Raw genomic sequence first — 22,893 nt, forward strand, 5'->3', positions numbered from 1 at the left:
GGTTTAGAGACTAACTTCGGTGAAAACCGCACAAATTAGCGCAGTTCCCACTGGTAGAGGCCTTATTGCGCTGAGGCGATACGAGCGAAGCCGGCGGCCAGATCCTCAATTAAATCTTGAGTATTCTCCAAACCAATATGAACACGAACTAAAGTGCCCTGATGCGCGATAGCTTCATATTTACGTATCGCTTTAATATCTTCCGGCTGGTAAGCCAGAATCAGTGACTCAAAGCCGCCCCAAGAGAATGCCATACTGAAGTGGTGAAAGTTGTCCAGATAGTTTTCAAATTGTTGCTGGTTCAGGCGGTGCTTGAGTTCAAAAGAGAACAGCCCGTTGCAGCCAGAAAAATCTCGTTTATAAAATTCATGGCCTTGACAGTCTGGCAGCGCCGGATGATAAACGTGAGCCACTTCAGGGCGCTGCGCCAGCCAGTTGGCAACGTCTATACCGTTAGCTTCGTGCTGTTTCAGGCGCACACTTAACGTCCGCAGGCCGCGGCTAGCCAGATAGGCACTGTCGGCATCCACCATTTGCCCCATGAGATATGAGTCTTCCCGCAGTTGTTCCCAGCAGCGCGCGTTGGCTACGGCGATGCCCAGCATGGCGTCAGAATGGCCGATCAGGTATTTGGTGCCGGACTGAATGGAAATATCGATATCAAAATCAAGAGGTTTGAATAACACGCCCGCCGCCCAGGTGTTATCCATCATGATAATCACTTTTGGTGAAACGGCGCGAATGGCGCGCACCATCGCGGGAATATCCTGTATTTCCATAGTGATAGAGCCGGGCGACTCTAAAAACACCACTTTGGTATTAGGCTGAACCAACTTACCCACGGCGCTGCCGATCAGTGGATCGAAATAGCTGGTACTGACCTGCATCCGCGACAGGATTTTATCGCAAAAACTCTGCGCTGGTTCGTAGGCCGATCCGGTCATCAATACATGATCGCCCGCGGATACGAAGGCCAGAATGGCATTGCTGATCGCCGCTGCGCCGCAAGGGTATAACACACAGCCCGCGCCACCTTCCAGTTCTGTCATGGCTTCCTGCAAGGCGAAGTGAGTCAATGTGCCGCGGCGACCGTAAAATAGTTCGCCTTTACCACGGTTAATCGTGGCGTGCTTTTTGGCTTTTACACTGTCAAAAACCAACGACGATGCGCGTTGAATCACAGGATTAACCGATCCCAGGGTGAATTTTTTACTGCGCCCTGCGCTGATCAACGTGGTTTCTAATTTTTTTGAAGACATACGGGCGCTCACCTTGCTTGGTTAGTGTCGGTCTGGATTGATTGCCAGCCATTATCTGATTGGTTATTTATTTAAATTAGCATGATGAACATTTGATGTAGTGCGCTTTTAGCCGGATGGCGTTTAAAGAGGGGGAGCCGCTGTTTAAGGCGGTTTACGCACAAAAAAATGCTGCAAAACGCACAGAAAGTAATGGTTTATTGGTAAAGAAAATCGACGGCGAGTGAGTTTTATGTGAATAAAACCCTATGGTTGTTACTTGTTTAGCCCAAGTGTTATCAGCGTTTGAAGCAGGCTGGCGATGAAAAACAGCGGTCTGGGCGGCGAGTTTGCCTTAATTATCTTTTAGATAGAAAAATTGGCTCAAATAATAATGATAATTACTATCAATCCGTCATTTGTTTGATATGATCCGCCACTGATTTCGTCCTTAAATTGATATGCATATTGGGTGGAGGCGCAGCGTGAAAACAGCTGGCAAAGTTATGGAACATAAATCATTCGCCGCAAACCAGGGTCGGGGAGTGAAGTTAGGGCGCGGCGTTATGGCGCTCTTGTTAATCGCAGGTTTATCTGGCCCGGCATTAGCAGCCCCAGGTAATAGCAGTGCAGTTGCCGCTGGCGTGGCGCCCGCGTCAACGCAGCACACCGCCGCGGTTTCAACTCCGCTGCCGCAGCCGGAGTTAACCTCTGTCGCAACGCCGGATGCCGCTCCTGCTCCTGCGCTACAATCTGTGACTCCGGCGGCGCCTGCTGCTCCACAAGGTCTGGCGATGGATTTGTCCGTTTGGGGTATGTACCAGCATGCAGACGTAGTGGTGAAAGCCGTGATGATTGGTCTGGTGCTGGCGTCGGTTGTTACCTGGACTATTTTATTCTCTAAAGGTATGGAATTGTACCGCGCCCGTCGTCGCCTGCGTCATGAGCACATTGTGCTCGGCTCGGCGACTAATCTGAGCGACGCTTTGGCGCAGGCCGAAGATTTTGCGCCGGAAAGCATCAGTGGCATGTTGCTGCGCGAAGCGGAAAACGAGCGTCAGCTATCGGCAGAATCCACTGATAATGGCGGTATCAAAGAGCGCGCCTCTTTCCGCCTGGAGCGTCGTGTGGCTGCCGTGAGCCGTCAGATGGGCAAAGGAACCGGCTTCCTGGCGACTATCGGGGCTATCTCTCCGTTCGTCGGTTTGTTCGGCACCGTTTGGGGCATCATGAACAGCTTTATTGGCATCGCTCATTCGCAAACCACCAATTTGGCGGTGGTGGCTCCAGGTATTGCCGAAGCCTTGCTGGCAACGGCATTAGGTCTGGTGGCGGCGATTCCTGCGGTAGTTATCTATAACATCTTTGCTCGCCTGATCGGAACTTACCGCGCTCACGTGGGTGATGTTGCCGCGCAAGCCTTGCTGTTATTGAGCCGCGATCTGGATCTGGCTAGCAGCACCGCAGAAAATAAATCATCAAGCCATGCTCAACAACTGCGTGCGGGGTGATTTATGGCAATGCACATGAATGAAAATCCTGATGAAAGCGGCGAATTACACGATATCAACGTAACGCCTTTCATTGATGTCATGCTGGTGCTATTGATTATCTTTATGGTGGCAGCGCCTTTGGCTACCGTAGACATCAAAGTGGATCTGCCTGCGTCCTCCGCCGCGCCGCAACCGCGTCCTGAGAAACCGGTGTTCCTGTCGGTGAAAGCCGATAACCAACTGTTCGTGGGCGAGCAGCAGGTTGACCGCGAAACGCTGGCCGTGGCGCTGGATAAGCGAACGCAGTCCAATAAGGAAACCACAATCTTCTTCCAGGCGGATAAGAGTGTGGATTACGAAACATTGATGAGCGTGATGGATTCGCTGCGGAAAGCCGGTTATCTCAAAGTGGGATTGGTCGGAATGGAAGCGGCTAACGCCCAGTAGGCGAAAGCGACAGGTTGCAAATAAAAAGCGCGGTTTGATACTGCGCTTTTTTATGTCTGAAATCAGGTAAACGTTCTGGTCAGAAATCCATATTAACCGCGTGCGTGAGCAGCGGCACGTTCTACCTGTTCATCGGTTGGACGCACTCCGGTGTAGAGAACAAACTGCTCAACGGCCTGAATCGCAATCACTTCTGCGCCGGTAATCACCTGCTTGCCCTGCTCTCGAGCGTAGCGAATCAATGGTGTTTCTGCTGGCAGAGCCACCACGTCAAACACAATCTTAGCCTGTTCAATGGTTGCCGGTTCAAAGGCTAGCGTCTCGGCTTCTGCGCCTCCGGCCATACCAATTGGCGTCACGTTGATTACCATATCGGCGGTCAAATCACCAACGTCGGCCTGCCATTGATAGCCGTAGTTTTCTGCTAGCGCTTTTCCGGCGGTCTCATTACGGGCAATGATATGACCGTGTTTGAAACCGGCATCGCGTAGCGCGGCAACGACCGCTTTGGCCATTCCGCCGTTGCCTCGCAGCATGAAGGTGCTTTCAGTTGGCACCTGATATTGGTTCAATAGCTTGGCGATAGCGATATAGTCGGTGTTGTACGCCCGCAGGAAGCCATCGTCATTCACGATAGTATTCACAGACTCAATAGCAGTGGCGGAAGCGTCTAATTCATCCAGGAAGGGAATACAGGCTTCTTTGAACGGCATGGAAATTGCGCAGCCGCGAATGCCTAGGGCTCTGATACCGCCGACCGCCGCCTGAATATCGGTGGTAGTAAACGCTTTGTAGATGTAGTTGAGGTCCAGTTCTTGATACAGGAAATTATGGAATCGGGTGCCGAAGTTACCCGGCCGTCCGGCCAGTGACATGCACAAACGGGTGTCTTTGTTAATCTCACGGCTCATGATGAATCCTCTGGGAGAGATAAGTGAATACAGATTGTTATGGATTTCTTCTGGCGTTAATTCTATCACGCTGAATGGAGACAGCCATCTTTGCCGCGTCGGCTTTACCCGTTAAAACAGCGATCTTTCGCGCGCGGGATACCCCTTTATCCCGCGCGAAAAAGATTACCCTTTACGTCGATGCATCAGTAAATACACCGCCGGAATGACTAACATCGATAATAACGGCGCGCTGATCATGCCGCCGATCATCGGAGCGGCAATGCGCTGCATCACCTCGGATCCGGCACCGCCTCCCCACATGATCGGCAGTAATCCGGCCATAATGGTGGCGACGGTCATGGCTTTTGGCCTTACTCGCAGGACCGCCCCTTCGTGGATGGCGGCGCACATTTGTTCCGCGGTCAGCGGTTGCCCCGGTAATTGATGCTTTTTCACCGCCTGATTGAGATACAGCACCATAATGACGCCAAATTCAGCGGCCACGCCAGCCAGAGCAATAAAGCCCACCGCAGCGGCAACCGAGAAGTTGTAGCCCAATCCATACAGCAGCCAAATACCGCCGATCAGAGCGAAAGGTAGTGTCGCCATGATCAGTGCGGCATCCCTGACTTTGCCGAAGGTCACAAACAGCAAAACAAAAATGATCATCAGCGTGACGGGGAGAACAATTTGCAGCTTGGCGGTGGCTCGTTCCAGATATTCAAATTGACCTGACCAACTGAGAGAGAGTCCTTCCGGTAGTTTAACCTGCTGATCCACCGCTTTTTGCATATCCAACACCGCAGATTTAAGGTCTCGTCCACGTAGATCCACATAGATCCAATCGGAGAGGCGGGCGTTCTCACTTTTCAGCATAGGTGGGCCTTCGCTAATACGAATATCCGCCAGTTCCGACAGAGCAATTTGCCCGCCCGCAGCGGTCAATACCGGCAGGTCGCGCAGTTTTTGCAGCGAATCGCGCAGCTCACGCGGATAACGAAGATTGATCGGGAAACGTTCCCGCCCTTCAATGGTTTCACCGATATTCTGTCCGCCTATCACGCTGGCAACCAGAGATTGCAGCTCTTTGACCGAAACTCCATAGCGCGCCGCTCTCTGGCGATCGATATCGATATCTACGTAGCGGCCTCCAGCTAAACGTTCAGAAAGTGCTGAAGTGACACCAGGCACTTGCCGCACAACTTGCTCGATCTGTAAGGCAACCTGTTCGATTTGCTGAATATTCTTACCGTTTACCTTGATCCCAACGGGACTTTTAATGCCGGTGGAAAGCATATCCAGCCGATTGCGGATCGGTGGCACCCACAAATTCGCGATCCCCGGTACTTTTACCGTGGCGTCCAATTCTTCGATCAATTTGTCCATCGTCATACCTGCCCGCCATTGATCTTTGGGCTTAAAACGAATGGTGGTTTCGATCATGGTTAACGGCGCAGGATCGGTCGCGGTTTCAGCCCGTCCCGCCTTGCCAAATACCGTATCGACCTCGGGAATAGTTTTGATCAGACGGTCAGTTTGTTGTAGCAGCCGCGTGGCTTCCTGCACTGAAATACCCGGTAAAGTCGATGGCATATACAACAGGTCGCCTTCATCCAGCGCAGGCATAAATTCGCTGCCTAAACGGCTGAGCGGGTACAACGTGGCGACCAAAGCCACAGCGGCTAGCGTCAGAGTAGTTTTAGGGCGAGCCAGCACCGCGCTAAGCACCGGCTGATATAATGCGATTAGCCAGCGATTTATTGGGTTGGCATTCTCATCGGGAATGTTACCGCGAATAAAATAGCCCATCAGCACGGGTACTAAAGTGATGGCTAAACCGGCAGAAACCGCCATGGCGTAGGTTTTGGTAAAGGCCAGCGGCGAGAACATTCGGCCTTCCTGCGCCTGTAATGAAAACACCGGAATAAATGACAGCGTGATAATGAGCAAGCTGCAAAATAGCGCCGGGCCGACTTCAATCGCCGCCCGCTCGGAAATGTGCCAGTAATCCTGTCCGACGGGTTTTTGCCCCGGATGATCTTTTCGCCATTGTTCCAGCACTTTGTGCATGTTCTCTATCATCACGATCGCGGCATCCACCATAGCGCCAATGGCGATAGCGATACCTCCCAGTGACATAATGTTGGCGTTAACTCCTTGATAATGCATCACGATAAACGCGCCGAGAATTCCCAGTGGCAGGGTAATAATAGCCACCAGCGCCGAACGGAAATGGAAGAGAAATAGCGAGCAAATCACGGCAACCACCAGAAACTCTTCCAGCAGTTTGAAAGACAGACTATCGATGGCGTGGGTGATTAACTGAGAGCGATCGTAAACCGGTACGATTTCCACGCCTGCGGGCAGCGTTTGCTGAATTTGTTGCAGTTTGGCTTTGACGCCGTTGATGGTTTCCAACGCATTTTTGCCGTAGCGCATCACAATAATGCCGCCAGCCACTTCGCCTTCACCGTTTAATTCGGCCACGCCGCGGCGTATTTCAGGGCCCATTCGCACGCTGGCGACATCCGATAACAGGATTGGAATGCCGTCGCGGGCGGTAATCACGATGTTGTTAAAATCATCCAGATTTTTCAGGTAGCCGGAGGTGCGGACCATGTATTCCGCCGAGCCCATTTCCAATACCGAACCGCCGCCTTCTTGATTACTATCCTGAATGGCGCTGGCGATTTGCTGATGGGAAAGATTCAGTGCGCGCATCCGTTCAGGATCGAGCACCACCTGATATTGGCGCACCATACCGCCTACGCTGGCGACTTCGGAGACGTTGGGAACGGTTTTCAGCTCAAATTTTAGTGTCCAATCCTGTAACGCTCGCAAATCCGCCAGACTGTGTTTACCGGTTTTATCTATCAACGCATATTCATAGATCCAGCCAACGCCGGTGGCATCTGGCCCCAGCGCGGCCTTGGCTTCGGCGGGCAGACTGGATTGCACCTGGCTGAGATATTCCAGCACGCGAGAACGCGCCCAGTAAGGATCGGTGCCTTCGGCAAACAGCACATACACGTAGGAATCACCGAACATAGAAAAACCACGTACGGTTTCTGCGCCCGGCACCGATAGCATGGTGGTGGTCAACGGGTAAGTCACCTGATCTTCCACCACCTGCGGCGCTTTACCCGGATAACTGACGCGAATAATCACTTGGGTATCAGATAGATCCGGCAGGGCATCCAGCGGCGTTTGCTGTAGCGACCAGATTCCCCAGCCGGCCATCATGACGGCACCCAATAGCACCAATAAGCGGTTGCGTAATGACCAACGAATCACGGCGGCAATCATAGGTGGCCTCCATGAATTTGCTGCTTATCTGCCAATTTTGATGGGTTAATGTGCTGAATATGCGCGCCGTTATCGTCCAACGTGAATTGAAAATCCACCTGAGCACCGACGTGGATATTCGCAGGAAAATCGCTTTCTGGAAGAGTGAAATCCATCGTCATTGGCCCCCATTTCAACGCAGGAATCGCTCCGTGGCTCAAAGTGATAGTTTGCCCGTCAATAGCATTGACGCGGCCTGAAGCGCTATAGGTATCCGGCGCGACGGCGCTAGTTGGATTGCTACCATCGATGGATTTAGGCTCCTCCATTTGCGGAAGTACGCTTTGCAAGCTGGCTTCGGAGTCGATCAGGAACTGACCGGAGGTAACCACTTGCTCGCCGAGACTCAGTCCCTGTTTAATTTCTACCCACCCGTCCTGAGAGTGACCGGCGGTGACGTTGACGGGTTTAAAGTGACCGTCTCCTTCACTGACCAGCACCCGACTGCGACTGCCAGTCAGTAACAGCGCTTCCTGCGGGATTGCCAACACCGGTGGCAGCGCTTCCCGCGAGGTTGCTTGCAGATTCAGGTACATGCCCGGTTTTAATTTTTGCTGCGGGTTATCCAGCACGATACGGGCTTTCAGTGTGCGAGTAGTTAAATCCATGTTAGGCAGCAGTTCACTGACTTTCCCATGGAAAATTTCTCCTGGCCAACTGGCAGAGGTCGCCTGAATAGCGCTACCGAGCTGCAACTGGCTCGCCTGAGCCTGTGGGTAATCAATGACGACCCAAACCGGATCCAGACTGGCCAGTTCAAATAGAGATTGCGTGGCGCTAACCTGCGCCCCAGCGCGAATATCCAGCTTGTTAACGTAACCTGCGGAGGGAGCGCGTAAGGTATAGCGGGTTTGCGGCTGACCGCTTTTTTCTACCTGACGAATAATTTCATCAGGCATAAATTGCAGCTGCAAACGCTGGCGAGCGGCGGAGGTTAGCGGGTTATCTCCCAACTTGCGGATCGCCAGATATTCCTGCTGAGCGGCGTTCCATTCCGGTATCCACAGAGACGCTAACGGCTGATTTTTGCTGACCTGCTGCTGGTTGGCTCGCACCCAAAGCTGTTCGACGATCCCGTTGGCACGAGCCGGTATAACTGAAACGCTGCGCTCATCGGTAGCTACCGTGCCGTAAGCGGTTAAGCGCAAATTCAGGCTACGCATCTGGGACTTTTCCGTGCGTATGCCCAGATTTTGCTGCTGTCTGGCACTGATAATCACGCCTCCGTCATCGGCCTGTTGATCGGCGTAACGGGGCACCAGCTCCATATCCATAAACGGAGATTTACCTGGCTGATTAAAACGTTGTCCAGGAGTCATCGGATCGTACCAATATAAGACTTTACGGCCAGATTCTGCGGTGTCAGGCGAAGTTATTTCGCTATGTTGCGCCGGTTTTCCCAACCAGTAACCGGTCAATCCGCCCAGCATAGCGACGGCGACCAGACTCAAAGTGAAGTGCTTTTTCATCGTGTTGTCTCCTGCGGGATTAAATAGCGAATAGCAACCCACAGGGCGGCCAGTTCACGAGCGGCATCGCGAGTGTTTAGCTCGCTTTCCAATAGCGCCCGACGGGCATCCATCACCGAGGACAGATCGCTTTTATTGCCCTGATACTGCGCAATGATCAGATCTAGCCGCTTTTTTTGCAGCGGCAGCACTTCCTGACTCTGACGCTGCCAACGTTGCTGGGCGGCCTGATATTGTGCCAATAGCGTGTCGAGCTGCGCCCGATGATCTCGCGTCAGTAAAGTGAGCTGATCGTTGGCTTCCATGGTGCGGGAAACGTCGGCGGCATAGTCTTTATCCTGTCTTTGGGAGCGAAACAGCGGTAAATCCACGCTAACCATCACCCCGGCCATATCGTCATAGCCCTCAGAACGTTTGGCGTAATAAACCTCGACGCCAATATCAGGAATTGCCGCAATGGCAGACTGAGCCGAACGAGCCTTTGCCACTTCCGCTTCGCGGCTGGCCTGTAATACTTCGGGATGCTGGAGCACCGCCGCCTGCAAAACCGCAACATCAGCAGGCAGGCGGGTGAAAGCGGGCAGTGAACCGCTGGCTTTGGTCACTTCCAAACCGGTTAGCTGGGTCAAACGCGTTTGCGCCAGACGCACGTCTCGCTCGGCGTTGGTTAGGCGATCCTGCATGGCAACCAGCGTCAACCGGGAATCCACTACGCTACTGGCAGGGCTGGCTCCGCCGATAACGCCAGCCCGTTTTACGCCAATCTGTTTTTCACTTTCCAGCACCAGTTTTTGAGCATCTCTGACGGCTTGTTCGGCGAGCGCCAAATCCAGCCACGATTGGGCCGCATCTTTCTGCAAACGAGCGCGAATAGTTTCGCTGGCCGCCGCGGTTTTGCGTGCCTCCGCGTTGAAGGTATCGGCTTTGCGCTGGCGTTTATCGCCGCTTACATAGTCTTGCATGATGCCAATACGCTGCATGGTCATGCCTTCCCGAGTAAAGCGGTGACCGTTATTGCCGCCGACCGGCAGATTTTCTATTCCGAATTTGAGTTTGGGATCGGGCAGTTGAGTGGCGGAACTGGCCATATTTTCCAACGCATTCACCTGATGTTGATTGGCGGACAGTTCGGCGGAATAACGTTCAGCCGAACTGATAGCCTGATTCAGCGTGATCTCGACGGCCTGAGCCGCCAACGGCAGGCACAGCGTCAGCAAGGTGAGCGAGCAGGCAAGGGCTGGCCGCACCGGAGAACGATGAGAGAGGAATCTGATCATGTTAACCCTGCTTAAGATTGGTGCGGAGCGATGGAAACCAGTTCGTAACCCTGCGCGGTCTGGCGGAAGCTGAAATCGGCTTCTGTTCCGACCGTTAAAGGTTGCAGATTATCTGCTGTGGGTAAGCTAAAGCTCATGGTCATCGGCGGCCAGTTAAGAGCTGGAATGGCCTGATGACTGATGAATACCCCTGCGGCGCTCCAGGTCTTAATTTTACCTTGGGACTGATAAATGGTTTCTACGGATGTACTCGATGCATCCGGTTGATACATATGCTGATGGGAATGCGGATCGGCTGAGAAAACGGCGGTAGGTAACACGAGGAAAAGGGTAGCAATAAGGATTTTCATGATTAACTCCAGACAATAAATAAACGCAAGGTGCCGCTGAATGACGGCATACAGGGGATATCAAGGTCTGGAGTTATTCTCTGAAACGACAGAAAACGATCTCCGTCGGAGGTCCGGCGATGGGAGGGGAATACCAATCGCTTTTTTGTATCACTTCATGGGTTTGAACCGCTGCGAGCCGCAGTTCGGTTTGTGGAAGTAAAGCGGCTAGCGCGATAACGCTGCCGTCTGGCTGCATCGAATCCGGCACGCAGTGTTTGTCACACAGCGCATTTTGCGCCTGACCGTGGGACATATCCATCGTCTGCCGAGTATGTTCCTGATGCTGAATAACCGCCGGTTTGTCGGACAGCATCAAATCGCAATGATGGCCAGCTACCGCAACTTGAGCATTAAGTATCAGCCAGAAAAATACCAACAGCAGCCCGCACATACGCTGGGTACTGGTGCGTATGCGGTGCATTAACTGGGGTATTCCTACGGACGCTGACATAGTTTTGCCTCAATGGGTGATGGGGCGAGTATAAAGATAAAACCCTAATTTTAGAAAGGTTAAATGACATGAGAGGGAAAGTTATTATTAGGTTAACTTATTATATTTTATAAAGTTATATTGTCGTGGCGATGAAGGGAGAGTGAACGCGTGGGGAAATATTTACCTTTCTTTAAGGTTTGTATGGAAGATAAGAGGAAGGCAGTAGGAAATCGGCGCCTGCCAGCAGACAGGCGCGGTGTATACGCAGCGATTACCAGGAATAACTGACGGTTGCGGTAGCAGTACGACCCGGAGCATAGAAGCAGGCGGAATCGGTTGAACAGGTTGCCACGTACTTCTTATCGGTGATGTTATTCAGGTTAACCTGTAGTGAGGTCCCTTTCAGCGTCGGAACTGCATTACCTAATTCGTAACGCATCATCCAGTCGTACACGGTAGACGCCGGTACTTTGAATGTGTTCTTTCTATCACCCCAACTGGTGCCCATATAACGTACGCCAGCACCGGTAGATAAACCACTCAGCACGCCTTCGTTAAAGGTATACATCCCCCACAGCGCCGCAGCGTGGTGTGGAATAGTGGGTGGCATTTTACCTTGCTCGCCAACGCGGGTTGTTTCGCGCACTTTAGCCGTGGTGTAGGTATAAGACGCGATGACATCAATATTATCGCTTAGCGCGCTTTTTAATTCGGTTTCCAAGCCTTGAGATTGAGTTTCCCCGATAGGAATGTCGTAGTTCAGCACCTGATCGCGCTGGCTGATGTTTTTCTGACGTAAATCATATAGAGCCGCAGTCAGCAAGGTTTGCGAACCCGGCGGTTGATATTTGATACCGGCTTCCACCTGACGAGCGGTAATAGGTTTCAGCGCTTCGTGACCCGGTGCGCCTTTACCCGTATTCGGCTCGAAGGAGGTGCTATAGCTGACGTAAGGTGAAATACCGGAATCAAAGGCGTACAGCACCGCTGCGCGACCGGTGAAGGCGTTATCATCCTGCTGCGTCTGTTTGCTGGTGACGCGGCTTAATGCTTTCATTTGCGACCAGTCATAGCGACCGGACAGCAATAGATTCCAGTTGCCATATTCGATTTGGTCTTGCAGATAAACGCCAACCTGATCCAGTTTATTCAGATCGTCATCGCTGACTCCCAGCGCGCTTTCCTGAATATTCAGACCATAAACCGGAGATACCCAGTCCAAATCGTATTTGCTGCCGCGATCCATCAGGAACTGGCTATCAATTCGGGTACGTTTGTAATCCAGCCCAGTTAATACCGTGTGGTTTAATTCACCGGTCCAGAAATCTGCCTGCAATTGGTTATCAAGCGAGAATTCGCCATATTGCTGTCTTTCGATTTGCGCACGGCGATTCATGGTGCGGTTGTCAGGCTGCATATCCAAAAATACCAGATAATTATAATGCTGCTTTATTTGGGTATAACGCAGATTCTGACGGAATTTAAAGGTGTCATTAATATAATGCTCGAAAGCATAACCGACGGAAGTTTGTTCACGCCATGATTGATCAAATGCGGGATCGCTGACGTTAAAATCACGCGGAATATAACCATACTGAGTCGCGGTCAGTAATCCTCTGGCCGGAAGGAAGTTACGTGAACCGGCTTCAGGCTCTCTTTGATAGCTGGTTAATAAGGTGAAGCTGGTATCTTCATTTGGTAAGAAAGTTATTGCCGGAGCAATGGCAAAACGTTCCTGCTTAAATGATTGCACCGCATCATCTTGAGTGCGGCCGATACCGTTCAGGCGATAAAGGACTTTCCCCTCGTCATCAAGGGCGCCACCAAAATCAAATGCCGCTTCGGCCAGTTTATTATTTCCGACGCGAGCCTGTACTTTATGGATACTTTCAGCGGTAGGGCGCTTGCTGACCATATTAATCAGGCCGCCTGGGTTAACCTGACCATATAAAACCGACGCCGGGCCACGGACGACTTCAACCCGTTCCAGCATCCAGGGATCGATTTGGCCAGCGCGACGCACGCCGCCGATGGAGCTATAGCTCAAACCATCGAGGAAACGAGGAACGGAGCCGAAACCGCGAATAGTCACTTCGTCATTCAGGTTGGAAGCGCCGCGATATTCAGAGATAACGCCAGCGGTATAACGCAATGCCTGAGCGACTGAGGTCGCATCTTGCGCCGCCATTTGCTCACGGGTAACAACGGAGATGGCCTGAGGTGTTTTAATCAGTGGAGTATCGGTTTTCGTCCCCGTGGAGCTATTGGTCGCTACAAAACCTGAATCTTCCTCCCCACTGCCCGCCTGTGCAACCACCACTAATTTATCTTCTTTCGGCGCATTGGCAGTTTTATTCGTCTCGGCCTGAGCGCCGAGAGACGGAATAAGAATAAGTGCAGAGGTAAATAGTAAAGTCTTAGAGGTAGAGCTGACGCGAAGCGGTAGTTTCCTTGGCATCAATTTGCCAGAAAGATCGAACATGATTTATCCCTTACCTAGAACACAATTAATAAAAATAAAAAGCGTGTTTGCGCAATCAGGGCTTAAGGTCACCCGGTATTACGTATTGTCAGGCTCGGCTGGGTATGTTCGCGCATTCCTGCCAAACCTTAACGCAGTGTCTCTAAGGCCATCCAATCCAGCCAAAATCAGTACATCGACGGTATTACCGCTTTATTTTTGTGCTAAGCGCCGCCAGTTTGCCTATGGGGTGAGCAAACTTAAGTTGATGTATTAGAGCGAATGCCAACTATGTTATTGCAAACACAAATAGTTCTCAATATTATTTGTGTTTGCTTGTATCCCTAAATATATATGAATCAATCTTTAGCCTGCCTAATGGTTTTCAGGACTGATACAGAAAGTTGAAACAGCGAGGGAAGGTTGTGAATGCAGTGAACAGTTATCCGGACAGCCAAAGCTTATTAAGCGATCCTCAGGCTGGCAGTGAGGCATGGTGGCAACAGGTTGCGCAGTGGGGCACTCCTCTGGTTGAACCTAGAGAGACAGATCGGGTAAAACTGACGTTTTTATGGCGAGACCCACAGGGAAACGCTCAGCAGTCTTCCCTCAACCGAGTTTATATTGATGTTAACGGTGTCACTGACCACCACAGTTTTACGCCTGAATGCCTAAAGCGCCTCGGTGATTCCGATGTGTGGTATTGGCAGACTGAGGTTGAGCCTGATTTTCGCGGTAGCTATAGCGTGATTCCGGTCAGCGCCAGCCAGTGTTTGCAACTGCCGGAAGGTAGCCATGAGCAGCGGCGCATGGCGCAGCGTAACTGGTGGATTTCTTTACTGGATCTGGCAGAAAGCGACCCGCTAAATCGAATTCGACCACATTACAGCAACCGTGGCACACCTCTCTCTGCAGTACATCTTCCCGCTTCACTTCCGCAGCCTGCTTGGAAAGACGTCGATGCTGGCAATCCGCCGCCAGTCGATCCGGCGCGTCTGCATAAGATCCTCTGGAACAGTAAGTTGCTCGGTAATAGTCGCAATATTTGGATCTATTCCACTGGGGAAACCGATCAACCGCAGGATCGTCCGTTGGCTATTTTGCTGGATGGGCAATATTGGGCGCAGGGGCAGCCGGTATTTGGCGTGTTGGATCGACAAACCGAGAGCGGCCAGCTCCCTCCCACCGTTTATGTGCTGATTGACGTTATCGATCAGCAGCATCGCGGGGAAGAGTTGCCTTGTAATCGGGAGTTCTGGTTGGCGATTCAGGCCGAACTTCTGCCGCTGGTGGCGCAGTATCAGCCTTTTAGTGGCCTGGCCTCACGCACTGTGGTTGCAGGGCAAAGTTATGGCGGCTTAGCCGCGCTGTATGCTGGGCTACATTGGCCGCAGCGCTTTGGCTGCGTACTCAGTCAGTCAGGTTCATTTTGGTGGCCGTGTATGGATGATTCCGCGCTGATGCCCGACGGCAACGCTGAAGTTGCCGGTTGGCTTACTCAGCAAGTTCAGCAAGGCGTGGGAGCCGATCATCAACTGGATATCTTTATGGAGGCAGGGCGCAGGGAAGACGTGATTTATCAGGTTAATCAGGAAATGCAGCATGCATTAGAGCAATCCCCTCACCGCGTAAACTGCCGCTTTTATTCTGGCGGGCATGATGCCGTGTGCTGGCGGGGCGGATTAATCGATGGTCTGCATTATTTACTCAATCTTAAAAATGACAGTAATTAATATGATGAATGAAGCCCAAGTGAACCCTTTTGATGATGAAAGCATTCCCTTTTTTGTGCTGATCAACGCTCAGCGCCAGTACAGCCTGTGGCCTGAAATCACTGCGATTCCCGCCGGTTGGGAACCGGTATTTGGTCCGGCGGTAAGGGAAGCCTGCGTACGCTATCTGGAAATGAACTGGACGGATATGCGCCCTCAGCGCCTGATGAATGCTCAACCGGAATAAAAACCTATCTCTTGTCATGTTGCATCTAGCAGCGCCTAAAACCCTTAAAAATGCTTTGTCAGGCGGTTTTTTCGCGCTGTAGATGCGTAACCGCTGACAGGCTGCGCCGAATGAGATAGCCCAGCATGACCGATGGACAGACGCCGGAGTAACCGGATTCTTGATACTTGCCAAATAAGGAATTGTTGCCGTGTCAGAGGCTTTAACCCTAACTTTTTCGGCCGCGAACGAAAGCGAATTACCGCTGGTCGCAGCTCAACCGGGTATCTGGTTTGCCGATCAGATCGCGGTCCAAAATAACGCTTACGCTGTCGCGCATTATATCGAACTCCGTGGTCATCTCGATGTGGCACATTTTCAAGCCGCGCTCCGTCAGGGACTGGCCGAGGCCGATATTGTCCACGCCCGCTTTGGCACGGGTGATAACGGGCCGGTACAGTGGATTCCTCAGGCCATCGATCCTAAGCAGATCGCGCCTGCGGAAATATTGGATTGGCGAGATAGAGACGATGCCGCCCTCGCCGCTCAGGTTTTGATGGAAGCGGATCTTTTGGGAGCGGATCGTCCTGAATCTGCGAATGTTCCGGGTTATCGCCATCTGTTATTCCGAGTGAGTCCGGCGAAAGATCGGCCTGAAGGCGAAGAGCGCTGGTTGTGGTATCAGCGTTATCATCATTTAATGGTGGATGGCTTTAGTTTTACCGCATTAACGCGACGTATAGCTGAGATCTATACTGCGCTGGTGTCTGGATTGCCCGCAGGTGAAAATCCGTTTACCGCTTTTAGCGAAGTGGTGGCCGAATATCTGGCCTATCAAGGGTCGGAAGCGGAAGCTAAGGATCGTGAGTTCTGGTTACAGCACGCGGCGGAGCTGCCGGTGCCGGTTTGTCTGTCTTCCTCTGGGAAAAACAGCGGCGAACAGAATCTCTCTCCTTTGCCGCTGCGCTACCACTTCTCCACTGATATCCCCCAATTTTCGGCCATTACTGAAGCGGTAAAATCGCAGCGTCTATCTGCGGCGGATATGGCGATTGCCTTGGTGATGAGCTATTTGTATCGTATGAGCGGGCAACAGCATCTTTCCGTCGGTTTTCCATTTATGCGCCGAATGGGTTCTGTGGCTATTGGCGCGCTGGGGCCGGTGGTCAACGTGCTGCCGCTACAGGCGAAAATGCGCGACGATCTCACTCTGGCCGAAGTCGCGCGTAATCTGGCTCTAGAGCTGAAAACGCTGCGACGCCACCAGCGTTACGAAGCCGATCAACTGCGGCGCGATCTCGGAATGGTTGGTGCAGGGCAGGATTTGTATGGCCCAACCATTAATTTCAAACTGTTTGAATATCAGCTGAATTTTGCCGGTATTGATGGGATCACTCATCAAATGGCTTCTGGGCCGGTGGAGGATTTGGAGTTCAACCTGTATCTGGATGAAGGTCAGCTTAGCGTTGAGTTAACCGCTAATCCGGCGCGCTACGATATGGCCAGCCTGCGTTTACACGCTCAGCGTATTCAATATTTGATCCAACAGATCGCTCGCCAGCCAAATGTGGCGATCGGGCAACTGTCATTGATCGATCCGCAGGAACTGGCGGCTATCGTTCAATGGGCCAACGGACCGGCGATTTCCATGCCTGCCCGTGCGGTTTCGGTACTGGATATTTTCCATTCTCGCGTTACCCAGCAGCCGGAGGATTGCGCGGTAGCCTGCGGCGAGCATCGTCTTAGTTATCAGCAACTTTCGGTTAGAGTAGCGCAATTGGCGCGGGCGCTGATTGCTCGCGGCGTCGGTGCTGACGATGTGGTTGCGATAGGTTTGCCACGTTCGGTCGATTCTCTGGTGGCTATTTTAGGGGTGTTGGCGAGCGGCGCGGCCTATATGCCGCTTGATCTGGACTATCCGCTGGATCGACTGGAATTGATGTGCGATGACGCGCGTCCTTGCCTGTTATTAACTCATAACAGCATCCGTGAGCAATTGCCGCAACTCGCTGTGACGTTAAGCCTGGATGACGAGGTTTTCCGCAGCGAATGTGCGGCATTACCGACTCAACCTGTCGTTGACGCCGAACGGCGTGAAGCGCTCAGTGGTGCGCATCTGGCTTATATTATTTACACTTCTGGCTCCACGGGACGACCAAAAGGGGTGATGAGCACCCATGGCGGCCTGCTCAATCTGCTGGTGGCGCATGCCGATAATTTATACGGCCCGGCAATGGCGGAATTTGCTCGGCAGCATCGCCGCCGGATGCGTGCCGGACACACTGCGTCGTTTTCCTTCGATTCCTCCTGGGAACCCTTGTTCTGGATGATGATCGGCTGTGAGCTGTATATCTTCGACGAAGAAATGCGCCGCGACGCTTATTCATTGGTGCAAATGATGGATGAGATACCCATAGATACAATGGATATCACGCCGTCATTCTTCTCTCAAATGATCGACAGTGGTCTGCTGGAAAACGGGCGTCATCGTCCGGCCTTCATTATGATCGGTGGAGAAGCGGCCACGCCGCGCCTGTGGAATCTGCTTAAGCAACATCCGGAATTAAACGTTCATAACTATTATGGGCCATCGGAATACACCATTGACACCTTGGGAACCAGTACGCGAGTTTCCGATCAGCCAGTTATTGGCCGACCAGTCGCTAATACCGAAGTGTATCTGCTGAACAACAAGTTAGAGAGAGTGCCGGTTGGCGTGATGGGTGAGTTGTATATCGCCGGTGCCGGTTTGGCGCGCGGCTACCTGCGCCGCCCGGATCTGACGGCGGCGCGCTTTGTGGCGAATCCTTTCCGTGAGGGAGAGGTGATGTACCGCAGCGGCGACTTAATGCGCTGGACGCCGGAGGGACAGCTTGATTTCGTTGGCCGTATTGACCACCAGATTAAAGTGCGTGGCTTCCGCGTCGAATTAGGAGAAGTGGAAAATGCGCTGGTGGCATTGCCGCAGGTCAGCACGGCGGTGGTGATTGCCGAAGCTATTGGAGCTACCCACCGTTTAATCGGCTATTGCTCGGTACCAGATGCGGATCTGAATGCTAATCCGCAGCTTTCCAGCCAGTTACTGGAACAGCTTGCCGCGACCCTGCCAGACTATATGGTGCCAGCGGTGTTGGTGGTGTTAAATGAGTTGCCGCTAACGGTAAACGGTAAAATCGATCGTCAGGCGCTGCCTGCACCGGAACGCGCGGTGCAGCAAATTAGCCGTGCACCGCAAACGCCAGAAGAAACTCTGATTTGTCAGGCCACGGCCGATCTGCTGGGGTTGGAACAGGTTGGCGCGGATGATGATTTCTTCGCACTGGGCGGCGATAGTATTTCCGCTATGGCGTTGGGTACGGCACTGCGCCGGCAAGGTTATCAATTGCGTCCGCGAGATATTTTCTCTCAACGCACTCCGGCGCGAATGGCGCAGGCGTTGCAGCCTATGGGCGAGAGGGCACCGGGTAAACCGACGGCAGAAGGTAAACTGCCAGACACGGTAATGGCCGCGGTCACGGAGAAATACGGTGCTGTCAGCGCGGTGCTGCCAGTATTGCCGCTGCAACAAGGTTTGCTGTTCCACGCCCAGCTAGGTCGTGAGGCGAATAACTACAACGCAATGAGCCGTTTTGAGCTGGAAGGGCCGTTGGATGCTGACCGCCTGCGCGGCGCGTTGGAGCTGTTGCTGGTTCGCTATCCACAGTTGGCGGCGATCTTTGACACTGAATTGCACAGTGAGCCGCTGCAAATTCTGCCGACGATCGATACAACTCAAATGAATGTGCCGTGGCGAGTGCTGGATCTGTCAGAAATGACGGCGGATCGGCAGGCCGTGGAGTTCCATAATCTGGAACGTAGCTTGCTCGCGAAAGATTTGATCGCCGCCAGCCCGTGTCCGTTATTGGAAGCGGTACTGGTGCGCTATACCGCCGATCGTCACGCATTGATCCTGGTTGCTCATCACCTGATCGGTGACGGCTGGTCATCTTCGATCATGCTGCATGATCTACTGCATGCTTACGGCAATCTGCCGTTGGCACCACTGAAAGTTAGCTACGGTTCGCTAATCAATCAAATGACGCAGCGAGATCTTCAGCAGGATCGTCAGATCTGGCAACAGGCGATGCTGGGCGCAACGCCCTCGATTCTTTACCCTGAAGCTAACTCATCAGGTCCGGTTCGGGAGTTGGCTGTGGAGTTAGGCTGCGAGCTGACGGCGGGATTGGTCGCTTTGCTGCGTCGGGAAGGTTTGACGCTGAACACCCTGTTACAAGGGGTTTGGGGGACTTTACTGGGCGCACTGAGTGGCCGCAACGATGTGGTATTCGGTTCGCCGGTATCCGGCCGCTATGCGGAAGTGGAAGGTATTGAGCAACATATAGGTTTGTTCAGTAATACCATTCCGGTCAGAGTTAAATTACAGCCAAATCTGCCATTACTCGCGCAACTAAACGCGTTGCAACAGCAGCAAATTCAGCTGTTGGAGCATGATGGGCTCGGGTTGGGGGAAATTCAGCGCCTGGCCGGTGCTAACACGCTGTTTGATACGCTGTTAGTCGTAGAGAACTATCCTGAAAACAGTAAGTTACATCAACAGGCATTCCACGGCCTGCGTTGCGCCGGTCTAAATAACCGTGGCTATACACACTATCCGTTGGCGCTGCTGGCGCTACCGGGGGAAAAACTGCAGTTGCAGTTGGAATATCGCGATGTGGTACAAGATCCACAGCGGGTGGCACAACGTTTGGTTATGTTGCTGGAATATCTGGTTTATCAGCCGGAATTACCGGTGTCAGCGCTGGATCTGCAAACGCCGGATGAGAAAGCCCTGCTAGCCGAAATCAATAATACCGGCGTAGCGCTACCGGCGGTGACGCTGTGTGACCTGATGGTTCAGCAGGCGCAGGAAACGCCGCTGTATCTGGCGCTATTGGATATCCATCAGCAGCTAAATTATCAACAGGTTCGTGAAAAAGTGACCGCGTTGGCCGCTCATCTACAGCGGCAGGGCGTGCGCGCCGGCGATCGAGTGGCGGTCGCCTTACCACGCTCGGTGGATCTCAGTCTATCGCTGATGGCGATACTGGAAGCTGGTGCGGCTTACTTGCCATTGGATACCGGTTATCCGGACGATCGTTTGGCTTACATGATCCAGGACGCCCGGCCACGCTTAATCATAACTCTCAGCGATCTGGCGGAGCGCTTCGCCGGTCAGGGGGGGTTGTTATTACTGGATCGGTTAGCTCAGCCTTGGCCTGCGGCGCAGGATTTTGTCGCGCCTTCTATCACCCCCGATCATCCGGCCTATCTGATTTATACCTCGGGATCGACCGGTCGGCCAAAAGGCGTAGTGGTTTCTCACGGTGCCATCGTTAACCGACTGTTGTGGATGCAAAATGAGTATCCATTAGGCAGTGATGACGTGGTATTGCAGAAAACCCCTTGTAGCTTCGACGTATCGGTGTGGGAGTTCTTCTGGCCGATGATTACTGGAGCCAGATTGGTTATGGCTCCGCCGGAGGCTCATCGCGATCCGGAAGCGCTGCGGGCGATCGTGGAAGATTACGACGTGACAACCGCTCATTTTGTGCCTTCCATGCTGGCTGCTTTTGTCAGCGCCATGAGCGGGCAGGGACGAACCTGCACCAGCCTGCGTCGGGTATTCTGCAGTGGTGAAGCGCTTTCCCGCGAACTGTCAGAGTTGTATCAACAAAGTTTCTCTGCGCCGTTACATAATCTGTACGGGCCTACGGAAGCCGCGGTGGACGTCACTTATCAACCGGCTTACGGCGCGGATCTGGCGCGGATCACTGGCAATAGTGTGCCGATCGGTAAACCGGTATGGAACACTGAGCTGCGTATTCTCGATCATCTATTGCGACCGGTTCCTGGGGGTGTGGCGGGCGATCTTTATCTGTGCGGCGTGCAGTTGGCGCAGGGATACTATGCGCGTCCGGATCTGACCGCCAGCCGCTTCGTTGCCGATCCTTTCGATTGCGGTCAGCGAATGTATCGCACTGGCGATATTGCCCGTTGGTTGGCTAACGGCGAGGTGGAATATCTGGGACGTAGCGACGATCAGTTGAAAATTCGCGGTCAACGCATCGAACTGGGTGAGATCGAATCTGCGCTGTTGGAATTACCGCAGGTGCAGCAAGCGGTGGTGGTAGCTCGCACGCTGGTCGGGTCTGAAGGCGTTCTGGCCGGTGCCGACAGCCGTCAACTGGTGGGCTATATCGTACCGACTGCCGGACAGATGGAAGTCGATACCGAAGTCCTGCGTAATGCGTTAACTGAGCGTTTACCTGCTCATATGGTGCCGGTGGTTATCGTGAGTCTGGAGGCCTTCCCACTCAGCGCCAACGGAAAGCTGGATCGCAAAGCCTTGCCAGCACCGGCTAGCCAGTCAGATAACGGCGGGCGAGCTCCGGCTGAAGGATTGGAAACCCGAATTGCGGAAATGTTTGCCAGCCTGCTTGGGGTAGATTCCGTGGGCGCGGATACCGACTTCTTTGCTGCCGGTGGCCATTCTCTGTTAGCCATGCGTTTAGCGGCAGATTTGCGCCGTGAATTGAAACAGCCAGTAGCCGTGGGTCAGGTAATGGTTGCTTCTACGGTTGCTGGTCTGGCAGCGGCGCTGAGCCAGCCACAGTCACAAAACCAGAATGAAATCGGTTTTGGCGAAGTGATGACATTGCGACAAGGCTCCGGTGCGTCATTGTTCTGTGTGCATCCGGCTTCAGGTTTTGCTTGGCAGTTCAGCCAGTTACCGCGTTATCTGTCAGGTAAATGGCCGGTTCTGGGGCTGCAATCGCCGCGTCCCGGCGGCGCTATCGCCGAATGCGCCAACATGGATGAAATGTGCGAACAGCATCTGGCAACGCTACGCCGCATTCAGCCTACGGGGCCTTATCATTTAATGGGTTATTCATTGGGCGGCACCATTGCTCAGGGTATGGCGGTAAAATTGCAGGAACAGGGCGAGGAAGTGGCATTCCTCGGTTTACTCGATACTTACCCGCCTGAAACTCAGGACTGGAATGCGCCAATTGAAGCCGAAGCATTGGCTGAAGTGGAACGTGAGCGTGAGCTATTTATGGCGGCTACCGGCGATGAGCTGGAAGAAAAGCGTAAAATGTTCGATCAGATTCAGGCTAACTATGACGATTCGGTTGGCCTGTTATCTGCGGCTACCACGGCGGTTTATCACGGCGAAACCACGCTGTTTGTGGCGACGCAAACCCAGCCTGAAGGTGAAACACCGGCAGAGATCTGGGCTCCGTATGTGAAGAATCTGCGTACTTTTGAGCTTGATTGTTCCCATATCACCATGATGTCGCCGGAAACGCTCAAAGTGCTGGGTCCCTTGCTAAACCAATTGCTGAGTGACATCGGCAGTTTGGGAAAATAAGCGTGACTGCTAACCGTAACAGACTGCCGTAACTCATAAACATCAGGCCAGCGAATATGCTGGCCTGAATATTTTCTATCTTTAGCTAACGACTAT

At 52.8% G+C, this 22,893-nt stretch carries 13 protein-coding genes; 5 read left to right on the forward strand and 8 right to left on the reverse strand.

The genetic code is table 11. The features are described 5' to 3' along the window. Positions 1–62 precede the first annotated feature (62 nt). Positions 63–1,259: a cystathionine beta-lyase gene (metC, locus tag ACQ4OC_RS09595; RefSeq protein ID WP_120805765.1), complete on the reverse strand. Its 1,197-nt coding sequence runs from the start codon at positions 1,257–1,259 to the stop codon at positions 63–65. Positions 1,260–1,723: 464 nt separating this feature from the next. Here metC and exbB point away from each other — a divergent pair, with 464 nt between their 5' ends. Next, on the forward strand, positions 1,724–2,749 hold the full coding sequence (gene exbB, locus ACQ4OC_RS09600; protein WP_084414321.1) for a tonB-system energizer ExbB: 1,026 nt from the start codon (positions 1,724–1,726) through the stop codon (positions 2,747–2,749). 3 nt (positions 2,750–2,752) lie between these two features. After that, positions 2,753–3,178, forward strand: a complete 426-nt coding sequence (gene exbD / locus ACQ4OC_RS09605) for a TonB system transport protein ExbD (protein ID WP_064515135.1) — start codon at positions 2,753–2,755, stop codon at positions 3,176–3,178. Between the two features lie 92 nt (positions 3,179–3,270). Here the strand turns inward: exbD and ACQ4OC_RS09610 are convergent, their stop codons facing one another. From ACQ4OC_RS09610 to ACQ4OC_RS09640, 7 genes are all read right to left on the reverse strand, one after another. Beyond that, positions 3,271–4,089, reverse strand: a complete 819-nt coding sequence (locus ACQ4OC_RS09610; protein WP_064515133.1) for a shikimate 5-dehydrogenase — start codon at positions 4,087–4,089, stop codon at positions 3,271–3,273. Between the two features lie 165 nt (positions 4,090–4,254). Further along, the gene (locus tag ACQ4OC_RS09615) at positions 4,255–7,377 is read right to left on the reverse strand and encodes an efflux RND transporter permease subunit (protein ID WP_430971127.1); all 3,123 of its coding nucleotides are present in this window, start codon (positions 7,375–7,377) and stop codon (positions 4,255–4,257) included. After that, on the reverse strand, positions 7,374–8,885 hold the full coding sequence (locus tag ACQ4OC_RS09620) for an efflux RND transporter periplasmic adaptor subunit (RefSeq protein WP_064515130.1): 1,512 nt from the start codon (positions 8,883–8,885) through the stop codon (positions 7,374–7,376). The genes ACQ4OC_RS09615 and ACQ4OC_RS09620 overlap by 4 nt, the downstream gene beginning before the upstream one ends. Next, a complete protein-coding gene (locus tag ACQ4OC_RS09625; RefSeq protein ID WP_120805774.1) occupies positions 8,882–10,162 on the reverse strand; it encodes a TolC family protein in 1,281 nt (426 codons plus the stop codon). The genes ACQ4OC_RS09620 and ACQ4OC_RS09625 overlap by 4 nt, the downstream gene beginning before the upstream one ends. Before the next feature lie 11 nt (positions 10,163–10,173). Continuing rightward, on the reverse strand, positions 10,174–10,512 hold the full coding sequence (locus ACQ4OC_RS09630; protein WP_064515126.1) for a copper-binding protein: 339 nt from the start codon (positions 10,510–10,512) through the stop codon (positions 10,174–10,176). 73 nt (positions 10,513–10,585) lie between these two features. Beyond that, a complete protein-coding gene (locus tag ACQ4OC_RS09635) occupies positions 10,586–10,975 on the reverse strand; it encodes a hypothetical protein (RefSeq protein WP_179207945.1) in 390 nt (129 codons plus the stop codon). A 283-nt stretch (positions 10,976–11,258) separates the two neighbouring features. Further along, entirely contained in the window at positions 11,259–13,469 is a 2,211-nt protein-coding gene (locus ACQ4OC_RS09640) for a TonB-dependent siderophore receptor (RefSeq protein ID WP_120805776.1), read from the reverse strand. Between the two features lie 404 nt (positions 13,470–13,873). On the opposite strand from ACQ4OC_RS09640, the gene fes reads away from it, so the two are divergent. The 3 genes from fes to ACQ4OC_RS09655 all read left to right on the forward strand — a co-directional run bounded on the left by fes (position 13,874) and on the right by ACQ4OC_RS09655 (position 22,797). Continuing rightward, positions 13,874–15,181: an enterochelin esterase gene (fes, locus tag ACQ4OC_RS09645; protein ID WP_064515121.1), complete on the forward strand. Its 1,308-nt coding sequence runs from the start codon at positions 13,874–13,876 to the stop codon at positions 15,179–15,181. 4 nt (positions 15,182–15,185) lie between these two features. Next, positions 15,186–15,407, forward strand: coding sequence for an MbtH family protein (locus tag ACQ4OC_RS09650; RefSeq protein ID WP_064518374.1), 222 nt, complete (start codon positions 15,186–15,188; stop codon positions 15,405–15,407). A 190-nt stretch (positions 15,408–15,597) separates the two neighbouring features. Further along, positions 15,598–22,797 (forward strand): amino acid adenylation domain-containing protein, encoded by a 7,200-nt coding sequence (locus ACQ4OC_RS09655; protein ID WP_430971128.1) that lies wholly within the window; start codon positions 15,598–15,600, stop codon positions 22,795–22,797. The last annotated feature ends 96 nt before the right edge of the window (positions 22,798–22,893 follow it).

The organism is Yersinia sp. J1 (assembly GCF_050586585.1).
Lineage (GTDB): Bacteria > Pseudomonadota > Gammaproteobacteria > Enterobacterales > Enterobacteriaceae > Yersinia > Yersinia entomophaga.

Bases quoted from the DNA above. Each gene is read 5' to 3' on its own strand.
- ACQ4OC_RS09610 (WP_064515133.1), bottom strand. From the start codon at position 4,089: ATGAGCCGTGAGATTAACAAAGACACCCGTTTGTGCATGTCACTGGCC.
- ACQ4OC_RS09640 (WP_120805776.1), bottom strand. From the start codon at position 13,469: ATGTTCGATCTTTCTGGCAAATTGATGCCAAGGAAACTACCGCTTCGC.
- ACQ4OC_RS09625 (WP_120805774.1), bottom strand. From the start codon at position 10,162: ATGATCAGATTCCTCTCTCATCGTTCTCCGGTGCGGCCAGCCCTTGCC.
- ACQ4OC_RS09620 (WP_064515130.1), bottom strand. From the start codon at position 8,885: ATGAAAAAGCACTTCACTTTGAGTCTGGTCGCCGTCGCTATGCTGGGC.
- exbD (WP_064515135.1), top strand. From the start codon at position 2,753: ATGGCAATGCACATGAATGAAAATCCTGATGAAAGCGGCGAATTACAC.
- ACQ4OC_RS09650 (WP_064518374.1), top strand. From the start codon at position 15,186: ATGAATGAAGCCCAAGTGAACCCTTTTGATGATGAAAGCATTCCCTTT.
- ACQ4OC_RS09615 (WP_430971127.1), bottom strand. From the start codon at position 7,377: ATGATTGCCGCCGTGATTCGTTGGTCATTACGCAACCGCTTATTGGTG.
- metC (WP_120805765.1), bottom strand. From the start codon at position 1,259: ATGTCTTCAAAAAAATTAGAAACCACGTTGATCAGCGCAGGGCGCAGT.
- ACQ4OC_RS09635 (WP_179207945.1), bottom strand. From the start codon at position 10,975: ATGCACCGCATACGCACCAGTACCCAGCGTATGTGCGGGCTGCTGTTG.
- ACQ4OC_RS09630 (WP_064515126.1), bottom strand. From the start codon at position 10,512: ATGAAAATCCTTATTGCTACCCTTTTCCTCGTGTTACCTACCGCCGTT.